We start from the raw sequence: 20,333 nt of genomic DNA on the forward strand, positions 1-20,333 counted from the left end.
CGTCCTGTCCGCTTCTCGAGCCTCGGACAGGGAGTTTCAGAGCGGCAGAAGCTCAGGACGCTTCGGTTCCAGCGCTTCGGTCGAGTTCTTGCCGAGCAGGTGGTGCCCGAGCCAGGGCAGGAAGTGCTCCTTGGCCCATCGCAGGTCCTGGAGACGCTCCGGCTGCTGCACGGGGAACTGCTGGGCGGTCGGCGTGGCTGAGCCATGTACCGGAGCGAGACCGAGGACCTCGGCGGCCCGCCGCGCCACGCGTTGGTGGCCCTCGGACGACAGGTGCAGCCGGTCCTCGCTCCAGGCGGAAGGTTGCTGGAGGGCCTTCATCGACCACAGGTCGACGATCGGGCATCCGTGCCGGTGGGCGATGGCGTGGACGTGCGCCGTGTAGGTGGCGATCTTTCCGCGTAACCGGCGCAGGACGGGAGTGTTCCGAGGGTCGAAGCCGGTGAAGACCAGCACCGTGTCCGCGTGGGCGCCGAGCTCGGCGACGGCCTCCTCGAACCGTTCGGTGATGCGGTCCACGGAGCTCCCGAACCGCAGGATGTCGTTGCCGCCGGCGCAGAAGCTCACCAGGTCCGGCTTCAGGTCGGCCACCCGCGGTACCTGCTCCGTGACGATCTCGTCGATGAGGCGGCCCCGGACGGCGAGATTGGCGTAGCGGAACGGTACGGGCGAGCGGCGGGCCATCGCGTCGGCCAGGCGATCGGCCCATCCTACGAGCGCGCCGTCCGGGGTCTCGTCGCCCAGGCCCTCGGTGAAGCTGTCCCCGAGAGCGACGTATGAGCCGATCGCGGCTCGGCCGAGCTCGGTCCGATCGTCGACCACCATGCCCGCCTCCCGTTCCGCCGAGTGTCTCGAGGATCCGATAGGACCGGGCAGGCGCTGTGGCACCGTCGGGGGGCCGGGGGATTACCCGCCCGTTCGTGCCTGCGTCAGGCCTGCCCGGTCCTAGCCGTTGGAGCTCGATTCCCGTGCCGCCGGACGCCGAGCCGAGAAGAATCCTGGCCCGGGCAGGGACTACCGGCCAAGCGAATCGGGTTGCGTCTACACGCGATGGCGCGATGACGCCACGCCCCCAAGTCCCGCGGAGGGCCGGGTCGTACGTCAGTGGTGGTCGCCACTCACCATGCCCGGGCGCTCGGTGAAGTTCTTGCCGGCGTCCGGGGGCTCGTAGAGGTCGTGTTGTACGCGGTGCCTCAAGCCGCCTTGGTCAGGATGGAGCGGTCCGTGATGCCGGGTGCGTGCCGGGTAGGTGTGGCGAGTCCGGTCGTGGCACCTTGCCCCTCGTGGCGCGGCCAGAGGAGGAGGGCGCCGGTCGCTCCCGTCCCGGCGAGGGCCGTGAGGACGGACCAGGTGAGGGTGAAGCCGGCGTTCGTGCCGAGCCACCCCGCCACCGGATAGGTGACCAGCCAGGCCAGGTGCGACAGGGAGAACTGGGCCGCGAACGCCTCGGGGATCTCGTTCCGCCCGACGGAGGCGCGGATGACCTTGCCGGTCGGCGTGATGACCAGGGCCATGCCGACGCCGATCACCGCCCAGACGATCGCCGTACCGGCCCACGTGATGAGGCCGGTCGCGAAGAGCGTCACCGCGGTGGTCGTGCCGCCGACGAGGATGAGGGCACCCGTCACCATCACGGTGCGGGCGGCGATCCGGTCGAGGACGCGGGGAAGGACCAGCGCGGCCAGGAGGGTTCCGGTGCCGGAGGCGGCGAGCGTCCAGGCGACGTCCGACTGTGAGCCGCCGAGCTCGTCACGGACGTAGTTGACGGTGTTGACGACGACGATCGACCCTGCCGACGCGACCACGAGGTTGAGCGCCATGATGCCGCGCAGCCGCGGTGTCCTGAGGAACGTCCTGATGCCGGCTGCAGCCTTGTCCCACGCCCTGGTGTGGCTGCTGGGGCGGGCGTCGGGGATGCGGGTCGACAGGACGAGCAGGGCGGAGACGAGGAATCCGGCGGAGGTGCCCAGGAACAGCCGGTCGAAGCCGAGGAACGTCAGGGCGACGGCTGCAAGGACGGGGCTGAGCAGGCTCTCCATGGTGGAGGCGACCTGCGAGGCGGAAAGGGCGCGCGTGTAGTCGGCCTCGTCGGTGACGATGTCGGGGATCGCGGCCTGGAACGTCGGGGTGAACGCCGCGGAGGCGGCCTGGAGCAGGCCGATGAGCACGTAGACGTGCCAGACCTCGGTGACCAGCGGCAGTGCCAGGACCACAGCGCCGCGGACCGCGTCGAGGGCGAACAGGAACCTTCTCCTGGGCAGGCGGTCGACATAGGCGGCGGTCAGGGGTGCGATGACCACGTACATGACCATCTTGATGGTGAGGGCGGTGCTGAGCACCACGCCGGCGCGCGGACCGGCGAGGTCGTAGGCGAGAAGTCCGAGGGCCACCGTGGTCAGCCCGGTCCCGAACAGGGCGATGACCTGGGCGCCGAACAGATGGCGGTAGTCGCGGATGGCGAACAGACGCATGGCGGTTTCCTTCCGTATCCGTATCCATGCGGCGGGGCGCGGTCCCGGGGTGGGGGCCGTGCCCCGCGCGTACAGGCGGGGGTGTTCTCAGGCATGGGTGTCGCTCTCCGGGATGTCGGGGCACGGCCCGCATTCCTGCGGTGCCTGGGCGGCGAAGGGGTCGTGCGAGGTGCCGACCGCCGTGTCGGACGTGTGTCGGGTCAGGTGGGGCATGACGCTCCTTCCGGGATGGTGGCTCTCGACGGGGCGAGCGCCCCTCGGCCATGGCGGGCGCTCGGTTCCGTCCAAGCGGTCGTACACGGTCAGTGGTGTGCGTGGTGCCCGTGGTGGTGGTCCCCGTGCTCGGGTGCGGTCGGGGACGCCGCGTGCGGGTGGGGTGCGACAGCGGTGGTCCGTACCGTGAACTCGGCCGTCCGGACGACGCCGTCGTGCTGGAAGTCCAGGTACAGGCGGTAGGTGCCGGCCGAAGGCGCGACCGCCATGAAGGCGATCCCGGGTCCGGGCGCGGTGACACCGTCGCCGGGGTGGCCCTCCGGGTGGACGTGGAGGTAGCCCAGGTCGCCGACCCGCAGCGCCACGAGGTGTCCGTACGCGGCCAGGTAGGGCTCCAGGTCGGTGACGGGCTGGTCGTTCCGGCTGACGGTGAGGGTCAGTTCGCTCGCTTCGCCGGGCACGAGTTCGCCGTCGAGCGTGACGGCGTACTCGCCGATCCGTGCGACGCGGGTGGCCTCGGGAAGCGGACGCGGGTCGTACGGTCCGGCGACCGCGACGTCGATCCCCAGCGTCATGGTCCCGTCGTGGCCCGCCGGGTGGATGTCGGTGAAGAACCTCCAGTCCCCGGGCTCCAGGGCCAGTTCGGTGCTCCAGGTGCCCTTCTCGTCCCTCACCGGGTGCACGTGCTGGAACCCGGAGGTGTCCCGCCGTACGGCGATGAAGTGCAGTTCCTTCTCGTGCTCGGGGAGGAACTCGGTCACCGCCTGGCCGTCGGGACCGGTCACCTTGAAGCTGGCCTGCTGCAGGCCCGCGGTGAGGATCGTCGAGTCGAGTTCGAGGGTGTACCCGTTCGCCGAGACCGCCAGCCCACCGGCCTGGGCCCCGCCGTGGCCGCCATGCCCGGAGTGGTCGCTGTGTCCGCCGTGACCGGAGTGGTCGGCCTGGTCGTGACCGGCATGGTTCTGCATGACGTCTCCCCTGGTGTGATGCGGCTTCGGGCGTTGTCCCTTCAGGACGACGGCCATAACCATATACCCCCTGGGGGTATTCCGGGAGTCTCGGAGTGGATCTCATGAGGGGCCTACGGGGGTGAGGTCACCAGTCGCGGCCACCCGCCTGTCGCCGGGTGGCGCGGGCATGTCGGCGCGGCGGCCCTGCCGCGGTCCGGCAGCGTGAACGGGTCGGCGACCGTCCACGGGCGGCGGGTCGTGGGCGCCGTGGCGGGGCGGAACGCCGGCGGCGAGCCATGGTCTTGATCGTCCTCAAGGCCCTGAGATCCGCCAAAAGGGTCTCCGTCCAGGACGATCAGCGCCACGACGACCGTTGCTGACCGGCGGGAACGGTCGCAGCCGCTCCCGCTCGGCACCTGTCAGACCGATCCGGCTCGGGCCTACGCCAACGATTCGGGTGCGGATCAGGTCCTAGCCGTCCTGGCGGCCGTAGCGTGCTCTGCTCCATGCCACGTGTTCGGTGGTCACCGATGACGAGATCTTGTGCACGTCGCCGACAAGGTCCTTGCCGCGCCGCCGGGACCGCCCCCACTCGCGTTCTCGGAGGGCCATGACGGACACCTGGGAAGCGGGCTGCCAGTGCAGGGTGAAGGCCGGTGCGTTGGCGTCGGGGACGTCCTCGAGGGGTACGCCGCGGTTCGCCAGCAGCCGCTGCAGCTTGTCGAAGCGGAGGTGCCGGCCAAAGCGGCCGTACCGCTCGCGAATCGACTTGTTGACGAGGCTGCTGCCCCAGTACGAGAGCCGATGCACCTGCAGGGTGAAGCGGTGCCCTTCCCACGGGTGGTCGGGCGATTCCCGGCCCCAGAAGAACTCGACCAATCCGTAGTCGCGCCACGTACTGTGGTCGTCAAGGGAGTTCTCGACGAAGTCGGAACCCATGATCGCGCTGACCTGGTCCGGACTGTCCGTCGGCCTGGCGCCGAGCACCGTTCCCGACATGACCACGTCCACGTAGAACGCGAGGGAATGGGGAGTCAGCTGCTCTCTCCTCGACTGGGCCGAGGTGGCCGGCAGGGGCCGCCTCGACGTAGGCGACACGGGCACCGCGAAGCTCCGACGGACAGGTCCTACGCCTTGTTGCGTGGGTGGTTACGCGCCGTGCGTTCGTTGCCGTGCTTGTAGGCACCGGTCCAGCGGGCCATCACCAGCTGGGCATCCCCCGACTCGACCTCTGCAAGGAACTTCTGAGCACGCGCGCCGCGCAACGTGCCCGCCGGACGCCCCTGGTGGGTGATCGTCACGGTGCCGTCAGGGCGCTGGGCAAAGGCGAATCCGAAGGGTCTTGGCATGGCCGGGATAGTAGGCACCCGAGCTGACCGTCCGCATCCGCATTTCGCTCGGCGAATGGCGAATACTGGCGTTGCCTACGAGGTCGTCCGGACAGGACAGAGCATCACCCGGGGTTCCGGAGGCATACCCCCCCGACACGCGTCGACGACGTGGTGGATGGGACCGGCCCGAAGCCTTCGTCAGGTCGTCTGGGCCCGCGCTGCGGGGGCCTGTCCGTCCTGGGCCTCCTGGGCGCGTTCCGCGATCATTTTCGCCAGCGCCTCCAGCGTGGCGACCTCGTAGTCGTCGTTGGAGCCCCTCTCCCGTACGGCGACGACCACCGTGCCCACTCGTATGTACGCCTCCCCTTCCCCCTTCGAGATTTCGAGGGCGGACGCCTGGTCGCCGAGTGCCGGTATGGCGAGCGGCTTGGCTTCGTTGCTCTCCTCCGGCGACTGCTGCGCGAGGCCCTCGTAGAAGCGCTGGGCGGCGTCGGTCGAGGCACAGGCGGCCACGAGGAAGGCGGCGGACTGGTCGAAGGGGTTGTGGAAGGACGACCAAGCCGTCGAGAGGACTCCGTCGCAGTTCCGCTCCACCGACCGGGAACAGGCGTCGCCTCCCGATTCGACGCTCGGCGAGGACGTGACGGTCCAGCCGGTCGGCATGCTGTGCAGGTCGGGGGCGATGGCCTTCACCGTCTCGGGGTCCTTGAGCACGGTGACCCGGCGTCCCTCAGGCCCGAGCGACGAGGAGCCGCCGCCGCCCGCCGTGAGCCGGGCCAGCCCGTACACGGCCAGGACCAGCACGACGACCACCGCGACGACGGCCACGAGCGCGGTCGGATCGCCCTTTCGGATCCTGGTGATGGCCTGGTCGCCGAGCACGAACGTGCCCCGGGCCCGGCCGCCCCGGTCGACGACGACGCTGCCCGTATTGACGGGCCGCTCGGTCGGCCTGGGCGGGGCCAGGACGCTCGCCAGGTACGCGGCGAAAGCCGGGTCCTCGGCCAGCACGGCCGTCAGCTTCTCCCGCAGCCGGGACCGCGCGTCGAAGTCGCCCGGTGTCCGCTCGACCTCCGATACGGCCTCCGCTCCCTGGTCCACGTCCCGCAGCCGGCCGCGCACCAGGTCGACGACCATGTCGCCCGCCGCTCCGCCCGCGGCGGTGACCGCGGCACGTGCCACCGCCTCCACCGCGGCCGTCGCCAGATCCACCCCGTTCAACCGTGTCCTCCATTCCCCGTTCAGTGAATCCAACGGCTCTCCGGCTCCGGGCCCTTCGGCTTTCCGGCTCTCTACGACCGCTGAGCCGACCTGACCCCGCTCGGCCCCCGCCGGGATCCTCGAACTCGCTCGAACCCGCCGGATCCGCCTGGCTCCGTCCGAGCACGCCGGATCCGCTCGGCCGCTGCTTCCTCCCGCCGGACGTCGCCCGCCGGGAGGAAGCTCCGTGGCCCCCGTTGCGTCCCAGTGTCGGAGCGGAACGGTTGTTGCACAGGCCTTCTCCGGTGGTGAAACAATCCCCGCCACCTCCCCACGGCGTGAATTCCCCTTGCGGACGGCGCGGGTTGGACGGTTGATTCGGAGGCCGCCACGGGGGAAGGCAGGAGTGCCATGGGTCGACACGAGAATCCGCTCGACGCCTCGGCGGGCCCGGTAGCCGAGCTGGCCGACGCCCTGCGCCGGCTCCGCCGCGCCGCCGGCAGCCCTCCGTACCACCAGATGGCCCGGCTCTGCTCCTACTCGGTCGCCACCCTTTCCCGGGCCGCGTCCGGTAAACAGCTGCCCACCCTCGCCGTCCTCCTCGCCTACGTCGAGGCGTGCGGCGGCGACACCGCGGCGTGGGAAGCGCGCTGGCGCCAGGCGGCGGAGGCCCTTGCGGCACAGCAGTCGGGCCGCGGGAACCCCCCGTACAAAGGGCTGGCCCGGTTCGATCACACCGACCAGGCCCTCTACTTCGGCCGCGACCGCCTCGTCGACGACCTCTGGGCGCTGACCTGCGAGCGGCGGGTGTCCGCGTTGACGGGCCCGTCGGGAAGCGGGAAGTCCTCCCTCCTCCGGGCCGGACTCGTGCCGCGGCTGCGGGGGTGGCAGGAGGGCCCGTGGCGCCCCTCCGCGATCCGCATCATCACCCCCGGAGAGCGCCCGCTCTCCGCCCACGGCCCGCTTCTGCCGTCCCCGGGCGCCCGTCCGTCCGCCGTGTTCCTCATCGTGGACCAGTTCGAAGAGCTGTTCACGCTGTGCCACGACCCGGTCGAACGGGAGGGATTCGTCAAGGCCCTCCTGGCGGACCGGGGCCCGTCCGACGGACTCCGCGTCGTCCTCGGGATCCGCGCGGACTTCGCCCCGCGCTGCCTGGATCACCCTGGCCTCGCCTCGGTCGTCCGCGACGCGAGCCTGGCCGTGACCCGCATGACTTCCGCCGAGCTGCGCGAGGCCATCGTCGGGCCGGCGCGGGCGCACGGACTGGTCGTCGAACGCGCGCTGACGGCCCGGCTCACCGCCGACGTCGCCGACAACGGGTCCGCCCTGCCCCTGCTGTCCCACGCCCTCCTCGAGACCTGGAGCCGTCGACAGGGCCGTACGCTCACCTTGGACTCCTACGAGCAGGCCGGTGGCCTGCAAGGGGCGATCGCCCAGAGCGCCGAGGGCGTCTATGCCCGGCTCGACACCGTACGGGCGGACGTCACGCGGCAGATCCTGCTGCGGATGATCAGCCCGGGGGCCGGCGGAGCCCCCGACACACGCCGCTCCGTCACCCGGGCCGAACTCGAATCCCTCGGTGAGAGCCGGGAGATCCACGAGGTCCTGGAATCACTCACTCGAGCCCGGCTGATCACCTCCGACGGAGCTTCCGTCGGACTGGCACACGAGGCCCTGATCAGCGCTTGGCCCCGGCTGGGCGACTGGATCGAGCGGGACCGCGAGAAACTGCGCTTCCAGCGGTGGCTGACCGAAGCCGCCGACGCCTGGGACGCGGTCGGCCGGGAACCCGGCGTGCGGATCTCGCCGGTCCGCCTGGCCCAGCTCGACGCGCACGCCTCACGCGCAGGCGGGAGCGGACTCACCGCCCTCGAATCGGACTTCCTCGCCGCCGGACTGGCCACCCACCGCCGCACCCTCCGCGCCCGCCGTACGACACGGGCCATGGGTTCCCTGCTCGTGGCGACGACCTCCCTCGCCGCTGCCGCCTTCTGGAGACAACGTCGCCTGTTCCAGGAGCACCGGCGAGGTCGGTGAGCGGCGCAGACATGAGTCTGTGCGATCGCCTCGGGGGTGCCCCACCCATGTCCCCTCGACGAGCAGCGGTCAGTCGAGGACGACAGTGGCTCCGAAGCGCTCGAGGAGGCGGACGATGTCCTCGAAGTAGGTGAGTCCCTCCGCGGAGACGTCATCGGCCAGGGCCTGGCGGGCGATGTCGGCGTCGTGCCAGATCAAGGTGAAGGGTAAGGCGATACCGAAGCCACCGCTCAGGCAGTCCTTGAATGCGTTGAGTTCGCGGCCGAAGTAGCGGCCGGGTCCGAGGAGCGCTTCCGCCATGGCCAGGTGCAGGCCGGGGACGTCGGTGGCGAAGCGACCGTCGAGGTGGTGCTCGCCGCAGGCGAGATCGGGCCGCTGGTCGTTCATGCCGATGGCAGTCATCTCCAGCCGTTCCTCGCGGCCTTGTGTGGGGTATGCGGCCCACTGGTTCGGTGTGGCGGGGATGCCTCCGTACCAGGTTTCCCAGATCGAGCGGGCCATCAGGGAGGGACGTTCGCCACCGTCGCTGAGGGTGATGTCGAGCAGAGTGCCGCCGAGCACCGACGGCCGGGCGTCTTCGATGCCGAGGCCGACGTCGAGCCGCATCATGCCCCGGCCGTCGCGGTCCAGCGCCCACAGCTGGGCCCAGTCCCGTTCCCATGTGCGGGGCTCGCGGAGCGCGGCGAGCAGGGGTTCGGCCGGTTCGCATCCGATGAGCTGGAGGGGAAGCGGGGGAGCCGGGCGACGGACGGTGAACAGGCCGTCGACGCCCTGGCAGCTGCCCGCAGAGGCGGAGGTGACGAGACCGCCGGCGAACAGCTCGAACCGAGGGGAAGCCGGGAGAGACTGTGACCAGGAGTCCTCTTCACGCGTGCCGGCTCCCACGGTGATGTCGGTCAGGTCCGGGTTCGCGGCGTTGGGCCGGTGCGCGATGATCGCGGCGTCCACGAGAGTCCACCACTGCACCGGCTGCCGGTCGTCCCAGACCTCGACGCAGATCTCGGGGAGCAGGCGGTGGGTGTTGTGGGCCGATGCCACGGCCTCCAGCAGCGGTCCGGCGGGGGCACACCCGCGCAGGGTGAGAACCTCTCGGGGCGGCGGCACGAGATCGGCGAAGACCCCCTCGGCGCTTACGCACCGTGCCCAGTAGTGCCTTTCGCCGTCCGCGTCCTCTCGTACGAGGACGTATCCGACCGGGAGACTCCGCTCCCAGACCGCATGCTCTCGAACCTGCACCCAACCCCAGCGCTGCAACGACCTTGCGTTCGACCACGATACGGAGTCGATACATGGTCGAGGCGTCCGGACGTCAGGGAAGCGGCGCACGCACGGCCCGCAAAGGCGGACACATCGTCGGCCGTGCACCTTCCGCCGCCCGCCGCAAACGGACGCATCGGGGCGGCAGGGCTGTGAGGAGGGTGGCTCACACCTGAGGGAGTACTGCCGGACTGGGCTCTCGAACTCGCGTACATCGAGGCAGAGGGCCTGAACGCCACCCGGGAACGGCTGACCAGCGAGGTCGTCCCTCCATCACCACGGCACGGCCGGCCGGAGCCCTGTCACGATCTACGGCGGCGTCTGCTTCGGACTCTCCGAGGGGGGCGATTGACCTCGTATCCCCGCAGCCCACCCGGACGGGCCCGCCGGGCTCGCACGCAGGCCCACCAGCACGAGGAATGGCGGGACACCCCATTGGCATCCCGCGTCAGGGTGGTCGCGGTCGTCTGACCGTGACGCCCGACCCGGCCAGGGCTGCTGTGATCACGTGCCTAATGCTGATCTCCAGCACCGCCGTGGCCGCGCTCCTGGCGTCCGCAGCGCCCACCACTCTCGCTGCCCCCGCTCAAGTAGCAGCGGTCCGGGTGCCGAGCGGCTTCGACGCGTGCGGATACAACGTGACGCCGGACAGCGTGACCCTGCGGTCCGGCGCCGGGGCGCGCACGCATCCCGCGGTCTGCTGCGGCGGGGAGACACAGTGGACGCTGACCGGCCTCCGGCGACTGCTCTCGGGTGACGCTCTCGCGGCGTTCGGGATCCGGCCCGGCCGAAGGCACCACGGGACGGGTGCACAAGAAGGACCCGCGCCCCTCGGTCTGCACGCGGCTGGACCGATACGTCACGTGCTGAGGGCAGCATTGGATCCGGTGCTGCCCTCAGTGCTGCGTCCGAGGTAGTCAGCCCCGGTTCGGTCCGACGCTCATCCGATGTCGCGCAAAAGCGAGTCCCTCTCTCGCCTGACGGGCTGACGTCCCGGTGCGACCTGACCCTGGCCCGTGACCAGGCCGAACCACGGGAGGTCGACCTCCGGTAGGCGGCGGCGCTTCCGACGATTCCGAGGCTGCAGGGGGACACGGGCGCGCTGGGGGTCAAGAGCCGCTGGGAGGTTGCGACCGGTCGTGGCTAGGGCGGGGCCGGAAGTGGCCTCGGTCAGGGCGGGGTGCGGGCGGTTGATGAGCGGTCGGCGTAAGTGGCGGTGAGGGTGAGTGCCTGGGTGATGCGGTGGTTGGAGCGCAGTTGAGCGGCAAGAACTCCTGGACGTCGAGGTGGCGTTCCGCGGGTTCGGGTTCCAGGAGTCCGACGACAACGTGGTTCCTGTGCCGTTCGGAGACGACTACGAATGGGGGTGTTTCTTCGGGAGCACGAGCGCCGCTTCGATCTCTTCAGCGCCGACCATACCCACACTGTCGGTGTGGAGGTCAGAGTGTGGGCCGTACAGCCCCCTGCCGCGAAGGGCGAGCGGGAAGCCCCTTCGTCTTCGCGTCGACCTTCGCGCCTGCCAGGCGGGCCCCGGACAGCCGCGCCCCGCGCAGGTCCGCGCCCCGCAGATCGGCGCCGGTGAAGTCGACGCCGCGGAGGTCGGCGCCGCGGAGGTCGGCGGACCTGAAGGAGGTCCGCGCCAGCTTCACGTCCGCGTCGATGAAAGAGGCGCCGGCCTTGCTGAGCGTCGCGCCGCTCAGGTCGGCGCCGCCGAAGTCGGCACGGGTCAGGTCGGACCCGGCCAGGAACGCCCTGGCGAGTTTCACGCCCCGCAGATCGGCGTCGACCAGCTTCGTGTCCGACACATCCGCCTCGACGAGGACGGCGTCCTTCGCGCTGCCGGTGCTCTCGTCGGCGTGACTGAGAACGGCTCCCGACAGGTCGGCGCCGGTGAGCTGCGCTTGGGTGAGGTCCGCGCCGACGAGAATCGCCCGCGTCATGTTCGCGAGGTTGAACGCGGTCTCGCGCAGGTCCGACTCGGTGAGCTGTGCGTCGGTCAGGTTCGCCTCCTCGAAGAGCGATCGACGGAAGTCGTACCAGGAGATGTTGGCGTCGGTGAGATCGGCGCCCGCCAGATTCGCGTACTGGAAGTTCCGCTTGGACGTGAGGGGATCATCGAAGAGCGGAACGGCGTCGCCCTCCAGCCCGCGGAGGTCGACCTGCTTGAGGTCGATCGTCAGGGGCCGGGCCGGCTCCCGCCGGTTGGCCAGGACGGTCAGTGCCGCGGCCACGTCGGCGGGCGGGGTGGGCGCCTTGTCGGTAGGCGCGGGCCTTTTCGAAGGGAGCGGCGCCCGGTCGCGGACGTAGGCGGACAGGACGGAGGTGACGGCGGGGTCGTCGCGAGGGGAGTCCTGCACGATGCGCCCGAGGGCGTAGATGCCACCGAGCCGGACGTGCAGCGACGCCGACCCCAGATTGTCGACCGCGGTGTTGAACCGGTCGGTGATCTGTCCGGCCTCGGCGATGCGTAGCTCCTTGCTCGCCTGGCCGACCTGCATCCAGGTGAACAACACGGCGGCGAGCGCGGCGAAACCCGGCAACGCGGAGGCGGCCAGGCCCCAGCCCTGATACCGGTTCCTGCCGGTTCCCGTGCCTTGCTTCGTTCTCTCGCCCCGCTCCGCGGCCTCACCTCGCTCCGTAGGGCTCTCCCGCCCCGAACGGCTGCCTGATCCCGCACCTGCTCCCGGCCCGTCGACAGTGGCGCCCGCCGACCCGGCGGCCGCACGGCGCCGGGCGAGGGTCCTCAGCCGGCCCAGATCCCATTTCCTCTGCACGTAGCCATGGCACACCACAAAACGCGGCCACGCCGCTCACCGCGCCCCCACTCGGGCGAACCCGCGGAGGACGGCCTCGCGCATGCCGACGGTGTCGACGGCGTCCCAGACGGTGGCGTCGTCGTGGGTGCGGGGGCCTCGGCGTCGTCGAGGAAGGCCTGCATGTCGGTCAGGTACAGGCTGGTGTGGAAGAGGGCGGCGCCGTCGAGGATCACCTGGGGGAGCGGGGTGAGCGTGGTCTGTACGGCGACGACGGCCGTCGCGGCGAGCGCGACGGCGATCCGTCCGAGTGGCAACAAGCCGGCAGCGGGTCGAGCGCCCCGGCGGCCGCGCCCATCTCCTCCGCAGGGAAACCGACTCCGACACCTGGCACGCCTGCGCGGTCATCGGCGCCACCGGCACCAGGTCCCGCCCCTTCGGGCCGTCGATCACCGGCCGGACGGACGTCCAGGGCCGCCGACTCCACACCATCGAGTACGACCACGCGGCGAGCACCAGGTGCCGATCAAGTTGAGGAGCCGCATCCACAGCTGGATGCCTTGCAAAATATGTAGACCGGTCTATTCTTCAATCATGGTTGGAACCAAGGGAGCCGAGACCAGCTTGCGGCTGGCGGAGTCGATGCTGGAGTTGATCCAGCGGCACGGATACAGCGGTACGGGACTCAACGCGGTGGTGGAGCACGCGGGCGCCCCGAAGGGGTCGCTCTACTTCCACTTCCCTCAGGGGAAGGAGGCCCTCGGAGAGAAGGCCGTCGAACTCGCGGCCGCGCGATTCGGTTCTCTCGTGGCCGACTCGGCGGTGGAGCCGGCCACGCCGGGTGAGCTGCTGCGCCGTGTGATCGACGAACTGGCCGGAATGCTCGACGACAGCGACTTCCAGCTGGGTTGCCCGGTCTCGGTGGTGACGCTGGAGATGGGTGCGCAGAGCGAACGGCTGCGCGACGCCTGCGCCGATGCCTTCGAGTCGTGGATCGAGCCGGTGAGCGAGCTGCTCATCGCGCACGGCCGTCCTCGTTCCGTCGCCCGCGCTCTGGCGACCGCCGTGGTCAGCATGGTGGAGGGGGCGGTGATCGTGTCGCGCGCCCAGCGGTCCACCGAGCCGCTGTACTGCGCCGCCCAGGCGCTCGACGTGCTGTTGGCGCAGGGTGAGGAGGCCTCGGCATGAGCCTGGAGGACCGGCACGCACTGGTGCTGGGCGCGAGCGGCTTCATCGGGCGCCACGTGGTGCTCGCGCTCGGCCGGGCCGGCGTTCGAGTGAGTACGGCGAGTCGGAGTCGCGAGTCCTACCAACGGCTGGCTCGTTGGCTTGCCGGGCGCGGGCACGGCCAGGCCCCGGCCGACCTCCGGGTCGACTTCACCAAGGCGTCACTGATCGACGGCGCGTGCGACGACATCACCGAGATCTACAACTGCGCCGGCGCCTTCCGGTTCGGGATGTCGGTGGACGAGGCGCGTCACGCCAACGTCGACAGCGTGCGCGCGGTCGTCGGGTTCGCGGCAGGACTGCCGAACCTGCGCCGTCTGATTCAGGTCTCCGGGTACCGCGTGGGCGGGCAGGACCCCGACCCGTGGAGCGAGGAACGCCGACGTGAGACCTACCGGGCGCTGGGTGCCTACGAGGCGTCCCGAGTCGAGGCGGACGCCGTCTTCCAGAGCCTGGCGGATCGGTTGGGCGTTCCCTGGTCCATCGTCAACCCGGCCAGCGTCATCGGGGACAGCGCCACCGGGGAGTCCGACCAGTACCTCGGGCTCGCCTCCAACATGAAGGACCTCTGGCATGGCGCACTCCCAGCGCTACCGGGCAACGGGAAGACGTTCGTCCCCGTGGTCGCGGCCGACCACCTGGCCCGGTTCATGACCCTGCTGCCGACGGACGCGGCCTCCGAGCGCACCGCGTACTGGCTGCTGGACGACGACACACCCGCGCTGCCCGACCTGCTCACACTCATAGCGGAGCACTACGGCGTCAAGGCGCCCTCGACACGGATTCCGGTCTCCTTGCTCAAGCGGCTTCCCCGCCGGCTCACCAAGGCCGATCCGGAGACCCTGACGTTTCTGTCGACCGACCGCTACCCGACCGCATCGGCCCATGCCTTCGCCGCCCGGCACGGGCTGACCATGCCGGACACCGCCACGACGATCCGTCGCTGGGCCGACCACCTTGCAGCCCGCCGCTTCGGCGACGCCCCCGCAGCTGACAGACGCTTCACCACGCCGGGCGGAATACGGACGTTCGAACTGGGTGAGGCCGACGCGCCCACGGTGGTGCTGCCCGGCCTGCCCGTCAACGCCGACACCTGGGCGCCGGTCGTCGCAGCGATCGGGCACGCCCGCGCCGTCGACCTGCCCGGCCTGGGCATGAGCACCGGGTGCCGGGACGACTGGCCGTCCTGGCTGACGGCACTGGTGACCGAAACCGGTGCCCGTCACCTGGTGGGCCACTCCATCGGCGCCGCGGCCGCCGTCGAGGCCGCGACCGCCCACCCCCACGCGGTGGAACGACTCACACTCGTATCCCCGTTCTTCTTCCAGGCCCACCCGCCCCGCACCATCCGATGGACGCCTCCGACCCGTCGGCTCCTGACCCGGATGACCCCCACGGCGCTGTCCGCACGGCTGACCGGTTCCACGGGCCACGCGGCCGCGCTCGCATCGGCTGTCGCGGATCTTCGGCGCGGCACCACCGCGGCCACCACCGCCCTGCTCCTGGCAGCCACCGTGAACTCACAGTGGCGCGCAGACCTCCGGGCCAAGCTGCAGCGCTACCCAGGGCACATCCACATCGTCACGGGCTCCGACGATCCACTCACCGTTGACGGACAGTCCCTGCTGGACACCCTCCCGCACGCCACCGTGACCGTGATCGCCGGCGCGGGGCACCATCCCCAGCTGACACACCCCCAAGACGTCGCCCAAGCCATCGGCGACCAGACTCCCTTCGCGCACCCACAGGGAGAAGGGGGCGTCACGGCGGTACCTGAACGTCCGTGGTGACGAAGGCCGAGAGGCGGGGACTGTGGTGTTCTCCGTCCGGTGTGCTTTCTGCTCGTCAGGTGGATGTGGATGTGGATGGTGCGGGGGAGGTGTTCCGGTGGGGGCAGTGGTCGTGCCGGCCGGTGTGGTGTGGACGTAGCCGAGAGGGTGGGCGGACAAGGGGGCGTCGTTGCCGGCCGTACGCCGCCCGCGCCTCGTGGCCATAGACCGGGGTGCCGGCGAGAAGCGGAACGAGACGTGTTGCCGGTCCCGTGCGAACAGCATGCCTTGCGGAGGTACGCAGGCTGTAAGGCCCTGCCAGACCATCTCGATCAGCCGATCTGGCACAGGCTCCTTCATCAGCCGCAGATCCTACCGATCAGCCCTCTATCGCTGCCGATCTCGAGGAGGCCGGCATCCCGGGCGGGTTGATCGGATACGAGTACCGGCCGTCGAGCGAGCCGGTGTACTTCGGGGGATCGGCGAGCGGGGGCTGGTCGCCATCGCGACGAGTGGCCTGTTCGGACGGACTGTTCGGACGTATCGAGTCGACGTGGCCAGTGGTCGCGTGGTGCAGATTCCCACGATCGAATCGGCGAAGACCCATCACGTGAACCGTGACGTCGACTCCTTCAACCGATGCGTCGCGGCCGTGATCGCGCGCTTCCCGTTTCATGTGACGAGCGACGAGGCGAGCGCTGTCGCCGTGGCGACGGTCCCGGTTGGACCGGCAGGGTCGGCAGCCGTGGACAGTCCCTGCGCCGCTTCCATGCGGTGGGACGGCGATCGGAAGTGCTACACGGCCACGGCACGGTGCGTCGCCCTGGTGGATCTGCACATCCAGACGTTGCGGGGCGTGATCACGCGCGGGCGGTCGGGACGGTGGAGGAGGGCGATGGTGCCGGACATGCGGCCCCCAGTATCGGTGCGGGCGGTGCCCCGGTGAGTGAGGTGGTCCGTATCGGTATCCACACCTGGGTGTTCACCCCGTGCAGGCGGCCGAGGGCGTGCCGGCGAGCCTGTCGATGGCGGCCCTGTACGGGCGGGGGGAGGCGGCGTAGGCGATGCCGCCCGCGGCGGGAATCCGCGTGACTGGTGGACGAGCTCCTCCGCCCGGTCGAGGAACCGGGCGGAGGAGCTGCGGCGATTCACTGTGTCAGGGCTTGATCCGGACCACCTGCGGGTCGTGGTCGGACGCCTGGTCGGCGAACTCGCTGTTGATGTGGACGACGTCGTACTGGACGTGCTGCGGCTTCAGCGCGGGGCTGACCAGGATGTGGTCGAGCACCTGGGAGTTGCCCTGGTAGACGTAGGAGTAGCGCTCGGACTCGGGCAGTTCGTCGACCAGGTCACGCAGGACGCCGTCCTGGGTGAGGGTCTGGAGCGCGGGTGAGAACTGGTAGTCGTTGAAGTCGCCGAGAGACACCACCCGGGCGCGAGGGTCGGCGGCCAGGAGCTTGGCGACGAAGGCCTGCTCGGCCGCGGCCTGCTTGGCGCGCTGGACCTCGGAGCTGCGGGTCGGGGCCTGGAAGCGGCTGTCGAGGCCCTGGTCGCCGCCCTTGCTGTTGAAGTGGTTGGCGATCACGAAGACCGGCTTGTTGTGGAAGCTGAACTGGCCGATCAGCGGCTTGCGGCTGCTGTTCCAGGCCTCGTTGAGCGGGTCGATCCGGCCCGGGGAGGCGGTCAGCGAGGTGTGGTTTCCGGTGCCGACCACGTCCACCGGGGTGGTGGCGTCGCCGCCGGGGATGTCGGTGAAGGAGACACGGGCCGGGTTGAACAGGAAGACCTGGCGGATGTTGCCGCCGGGCTCGCCGCCGTCCTTGCCGTCCACCGGGTCGATGGAGCGCCAGTCGTACGCCGGGCCGCCGGCCGCCTTGATCGCCTCGACGAACTTGGCGACGGTGGCGTCGGACGAGACCGTGCCGTCGTTGACCGGGCCGTTGTCGTCCTGGATCTCCTCCAGTGCCAGGATGTCGGGCGAGCGCAGGTTGGTGACCACGCCGGCCGCCAGCTCGGCGAACTTCTCGTCCGGGTCGCCCGGGTCGAGGTTCTCGACGTTGTACGTGCCGATCTTCAGCTCGCTCGGCAGGCCGGACTCGGTGACCTCCCGCTGCAGCCCGCCCGACTGGACGGCGCCGACGCGGGTGGCCGCCACCGTGTAGCCGCCGAACGAGGTGTAGTCCAGCGGACCTCCGGTGGCGCCGGTGAGCCGGTCGCCGACATCGGCGACCGGGAAGTCGGCGGCCGCGCCCAGCGACTGGACCATGAGACGACCGGAGTTCGGCTGGTCGTAGCCGAGGTAGACGACACCGCCGCGGGACGAACGCGGGTCCTGCTCCCGGGCGTCCACCCACAGCTCGTGGTACTCGTTGCTGGCCTGCGTCACCGGCACGTCGCGGACCTCGACGTCCATGCCCTCCAGCGACTCGAACAGGTCGAGCGCGTAGGTGCCGGGCCGCAGCGGCAGGGACTCGATCGAGCCGCCCGCCGCGTCCGGGGCGTACGCCGCCGGGATGTTCGAGCCGTCGAGCACGACCGGTGCGGGCACCGGGTTGCCCGAGGAGACCACGGTGACCTTGGGGTTGGTCAGCTCGGTGACGGACTGCGAGCCGCCCGAGCTGTTCGGGTAGTACTCGCTGACCTTGGCCGTGACGAGGACCGAGTCGCCGACCTTGACGGCGGGGACGGCGCTGCCGGTGAAGACGAAGACGCCCTCGCTGGTGGCCGGGTCGGCGTCGGCGTTCGGGTCCTGCATCCAGAAGCCCTTGGAGCCGTACGTACGCACGCCGGTGACGGTGCCGGGGACGCCCGCGATCGTCTTGCCGGCCAGCGGCGAGAGGCGGGTGGCGCCCTGGATGTCGTGGATCCGCACCGTGCCGGGCTCGGTCGGCCCGTTGTCGGAGCCGCCGCCGGGGGTGGACTCGCCCTTGCTGTTGACCGGCGTGGGCGCGCCCGCCTGGAGGTCGGCGGCGTTGTCGTCGGTGTCGGCGAGGGACGCGGCGCGGGCCACCGAGGCGGTGTTGGAGGCGCCCGGGGCGGAGGCGGAGCCCTCGTGGACCACGGCGGTGCCGAAGCCCACCAGGTCGACGATCCGCGGGTCGACGGCGCAGTCCGCGGCCGTCTTGCAGGTCAGCGCGTCGGTGCCGTTGACGAGCGCGATGGTGCCCGTCGTGGCGGACAGGGCCAGATTGCCGGCGGCGTCGGCGGCCGGCAGGTCCACGGTGCCGCCCGCGCCGGGCGCCTCGGCGACCAGGTAGCGGCCGCCGGGGGCGACCGAGCCGCTCAGCGGGGTGACCCCCCACTTGCTGCTGGCGCTGGGGCTGCCCGGCAGGTACTGCACGCTGTAGCCGGTCAGGCCGAAGGCGGCCGCGGACGGGTTGGCGAGCTCGATGAAGTCGTTCTTCAGCGTCGCGCCGGAGTTGCCGCCACCGCCGTACACCTCCGCGATGACCGCACCCGCGGACGGGGCGGCGAGGGCGCCGGGCAGCGGGACGAGCACCAGGGACGCGGTGACCGCCGCAGGCAGGGCGGCACGCAGCAGCAAGGAGTGGGAGCGGCGAGTGGCTATGGGGCTGGGCACCGTTGCGGAGCTCCTTCATGGCAGGACAAGGCCCGGCCGCCGCGCTGGCGCGCCAGGTCAGTGAGAGGTCGTCAAAGCATTGATGAGGGACGCCGACGGGCGTCTCACACAGATTCAGAGGTGAAGATACGCGCGTAGAACTTGACGCATCAAGGTTCTGGACATGAACTTTTCGGAACCATGCCCACGCTGTCTGGGCGGTGTTCCCGCAGGTCCGCCCGGTTCGTGCCGTGGACCGCCATCCACCTGGCCGCCGTGTCGGCCTTGGCCGGGGCGAAAGGGCATGCACAGAGCAATGGCGTCGACCACGGCCCGGACTCCCTGGGATGCCCGGTTCGCCTCCCGGCCTCGGCGCGAGACGAGGCGGCTGAGCGTTTCGGTGGGCCTACAGAGCCACCTGAGAAGGGGGTTGGTGACCACGAAGTAGTGGACGCTGACCCGGCCCCGCTCCTTGTCCAGAATCTGCGGGGCCCCGTCCCGGTGGACGTAGCGGAGGTACCGGCGGTGGATCGGCGCTCCCGCAGTCAGCAGTACTGGCGAACAGACGAGAAGGGTCACCGGGACGAGGGCCTTCACAGCCACGAGCTTGGCCTTCTCTTCGTATCGCATGCGCACAGTGTGGCTGGTGCTTCTGTCGCTCTCAGCCCGGCTGGTGGTGTTTGGCGCCGACTGCGGGCGGACGGGCGGCCGCAGGCCCAAGCCCCGTCGGGGGAGTGCTGTCGTCCCCGCCCTGTCCCTGCTCGACGCGTCTGGCTCTGTGCATTCCCCGGATTCGCCGCGCGACAGGGAAGCCGACAACGGCCCAGGTGTCGGCGTACGACCTCAGCTCCCCAGTCGGCGGGGCGTGTCCTGGTCGGACTGTGTCGAGATCACAAGATCGTCTCTGCTGTGGGTGGCCTGGCCTGGCCCTGGCAGGATGCGTGGATGCAGATCCTGAGAATGGTGGGCTGCGTCGGCCTGCTGGTTGCACTCGCGGGATGCGGTGGTTCCGGCGACGGTGCGGCAGCCCCGAGTGAAGTGGAACGCGTGGAGACGACAGCTTCGATGGACCCGAACTCGATCACTGTCCTGGTGACCTTCGTCGGCGGACCGGCCGACGGCCGAACTGAGCATCTGCCCCTGCCCGAGGCGACGGGCGGGGTCACCATCGATGGCGTGACGTATCGGGGTGACCCGGGGCCGCCGCCGGAGGTGAAGGACACCCCGGAGGGCCTGGCCCAGGTGATGCGGCCTCTCTGAGGTGGGGCGGGCCGTCCCGTGCGAGGGCTGGAGCTTCCGAATGCCTGTACGACAAACGATTACCGGGAGCGACGTGGTGCTCGGTCCGATTGCCTTGCTGTCCTGACACCGGCCAGCGATTCTGGGCCGGTGTCAGGACAGAGGAAGAGGAAGCAGCAGTTCGCTGCTCGCACTGCGCCGGACGTGGGGCGGTGGGAAGTGACCTTCGAGACTCGGGACAAGTCGGAGCTGCGCGCGCACCTGCGCCGGCTTCGGGAGGAACGGGTCGACGGGTCGACGATCCGGATCGACACGCTGTGCGGCCGC

General features: G+C 70.6%; 15 protein-coding genes and 1 pseudogene. 5 read left to right on the forward strand and 11 right to left on the reverse strand.

Annotated features, from left to right (window positions below; all coding sequences use genetic code 11):
* Window positions 1-36 precede the first annotated feature (36 nt).
* The 7 genes from ACFYX3_RS11480 to ACFYX3_RS11510 all read right to left on the reverse strand — a co-directional run bounded on the left by ACFYX3_RS11480 (window position 37) and on the right by ACFYX3_RS11510 (window position 6,186).
* Complete coding sequence (locus tag ACFYX3_RS11480; RefSeq protein WP_389011187.1) at window positions 37-825, reverse strand: SGNH/GDSL hydrolase family protein; 789 nt, start codon at window positions 823-825, stop codon at window positions 37-39.
* A 368-nt stretch (window positions 826-1,193) separates the two neighbouring features.
* Window positions 1,194-2,471: an MFS transporter gene (locus tag ACFYX3_RS11485; RefSeq protein WP_389011190.1), complete on the reverse strand. Its 1,278-nt coding sequence runs from the start codon at window positions 2,469-2,471 to the stop codon at window positions 1,194-1,196.
* 87 nt (window positions 2,472-2,558) lie between these two features.
* Window positions 2,559-2,684 (reverse strand): hypothetical protein, encoded by a 126-nt coding sequence (locus tag ACFYX3_RS11490; RefSeq protein WP_389011193.1) that lies wholly within the window; start codon window positions 2,682-2,684, stop codon window positions 2,559-2,561.
* Window positions 2,685-2,773: 89 nt separating this feature from the next.
* Window positions 2,774-3,652, reverse strand: a complete 879-nt coding sequence (locus tag ACFYX3_RS11495) for a hypothetical protein (RefSeq protein ID WP_389011196.1) — start codon at window positions 3,650-3,652, stop codon at window positions 2,774-2,776.
* Between the two features lie 453 nt (window positions 3,653-4,105).
* Entirely contained in the window at window positions 4,106-4,645 is a 540-nt protein-coding gene (locus tag ACFYX3_RS11500) for a hypothetical protein (RefSeq protein WP_389011199.1), read from the reverse strand.
* 116 nt (window positions 4,646-4,761) lie between these two features.
* A complete protein-coding gene (locus ACFYX3_RS11505) occupies window positions 4,762-4,983 on the reverse strand; it encodes a hypothetical protein (protein ID WP_376583815.1) in 222 nt (73 codons plus the stop codon).
* A 180-nt stretch (window positions 4,984-5,163) separates the two neighbouring features.
* Window positions 5,164-6,186, reverse strand: a complete 1,023-nt coding sequence (locus ACFYX3_RS11510; protein WP_389011202.1) for a hypothetical protein — start codon at window positions 6,184-6,186, stop codon at window positions 5,164-5,166.
* Window positions 6,187-6,576: 390 nt separating this feature from the next.
* Between ACFYX3_RS11510 and ACFYX3_RS11515 the strand changes: the two genes are divergently transcribed.
* Complete coding sequence (locus ACFYX3_RS11515; RefSeq protein ID WP_389011205.1) at window positions 6,577-8,202, forward strand: helix-turn-helix domain-containing protein; 1,626 nt, start codon at window positions 6,577-6,579, stop codon at window positions 8,200-8,202.
* A 69-nt stretch (window positions 8,203-8,271) separates the two neighbouring features.
* On the opposite strand, the gene ACFYX3_RS11520 is transcribed toward ACFYX3_RS11515, so the two are convergent.
* The 3 genes and pseudogenes from ACFYX3_RS11520 to ACFYX3_RS11530 form a co-directional block, all read right to left on the reverse strand.
* Window positions 8,272-9,240 (reverse strand): barstar family protein, encoded by a 969-nt coding sequence (locus ACFYX3_RS11520; RefSeq protein WP_389011208.1) that lies wholly within the window; start codon window positions 9,238-9,240, stop codon window positions 8,272-8,274.
* 1,658 nt (window positions 9,241-10,898) lie between these two features.
* The gene (locus ACFYX3_RS11525) at window positions 10,899-11,972 is read right to left on the reverse strand and encodes a pentapeptide repeat-containing protein (protein ID WP_389011212.1); all 1,074 of its coding nucleotides are present in this window, start codon (window positions 11,970-11,972) and stop codon (window positions 10,899-10,901) included.
* 386 nt (window positions 11,973-12,358) lie between these two features.
* Window positions 12,359-12,538: pseudogene (locus ACFYX3_RS11530) on the reverse strand (ABC transporter ATP-binding protein); the annotation flags it as partial.
* Here ACFYX3_RS11530 and ACFYX3_RS11535 point away from each other — a divergent pair.
* Genes ACFYX3_RS11535 through ACFYX3_RS11545 form a run of 3 tightly spaced genes read left to right on the forward strand, consistent with a single transcriptional unit; the run spans window position 12,523 to window position 15,229 of the window.
* A complete protein-coding gene (locus ACFYX3_RS11535; RefSeq protein WP_389011215.1) occupies window positions 12,523-12,747 on the forward strand; it encodes a hypothetical protein in 225 nt (74 codons plus the stop codon). The pseudogene ACFYX3_RS11530 and the gene ACFYX3_RS11535 overlap by 16 nt on opposite strands.
* A gap of 59 nt (window positions 12,748-12,806) precedes the next feature.
* Window positions 12,807-13,400: a TetR/AcrR family transcriptional regulator gene (locus ACFYX3_RS11540; protein ID WP_376583795.1), complete on the forward strand. Its 594-nt coding sequence runs from the start codon at window positions 12,807-12,809 to the stop codon at window positions 13,398-13,400.
* Window positions 13,397-15,229, forward strand: a complete 1,833-nt coding sequence (locus ACFYX3_RS11545) for an alpha/beta fold hydrolase (protein ID WP_389011218.1) — start codon at window positions 13,397-13,399, stop codon at window positions 15,227-15,229. The genes ACFYX3_RS11540 and ACFYX3_RS11545 overlap by 4 nt, the downstream gene beginning before the upstream one ends.
* A gap of 1,135 nt (window positions 15,230-16,364) precedes the next feature.
* Here ACFYX3_RS11545 and ACFYX3_RS11550 read toward each other — a convergent pair.
* Window positions 16,365-18,788, reverse strand: a complete 2,424-nt coding sequence (locus ACFYX3_RS11550) for an endonuclease/exonuclease/phosphatase family protein (RefSeq protein WP_389011221.1) — start codon at window positions 18,786-18,788, stop codon at window positions 16,365-16,367.
* 924 nt (window positions 18,789-19,712) lie between these two features.
* Between ACFYX3_RS11550 and ACFYX3_RS11555 the strand changes: the two genes are divergently transcribed.
* On the forward strand, window positions 19,713-20,027 hold the full coding sequence (locus ACFYX3_RS11555) for a hypothetical protein (RefSeq protein ID WP_389011224.1): 315 nt from the start codon (window positions 19,713-19,715) through the stop codon (window positions 20,025-20,027).
* The last annotated feature ends 306 nt before the right edge of the window (window positions 20,028-20,333 follow it).

The organism is Streptomyces sp. NPDC002463 (assembly GCF_042889835.1).
Classification (GTDB): domain Bacteria; phylum Actinomycetota; class Actinomycetes; order Streptomycetales; family Streptomycetaceae; genus Streptomyces; species Streptomyces nymphaeiformis.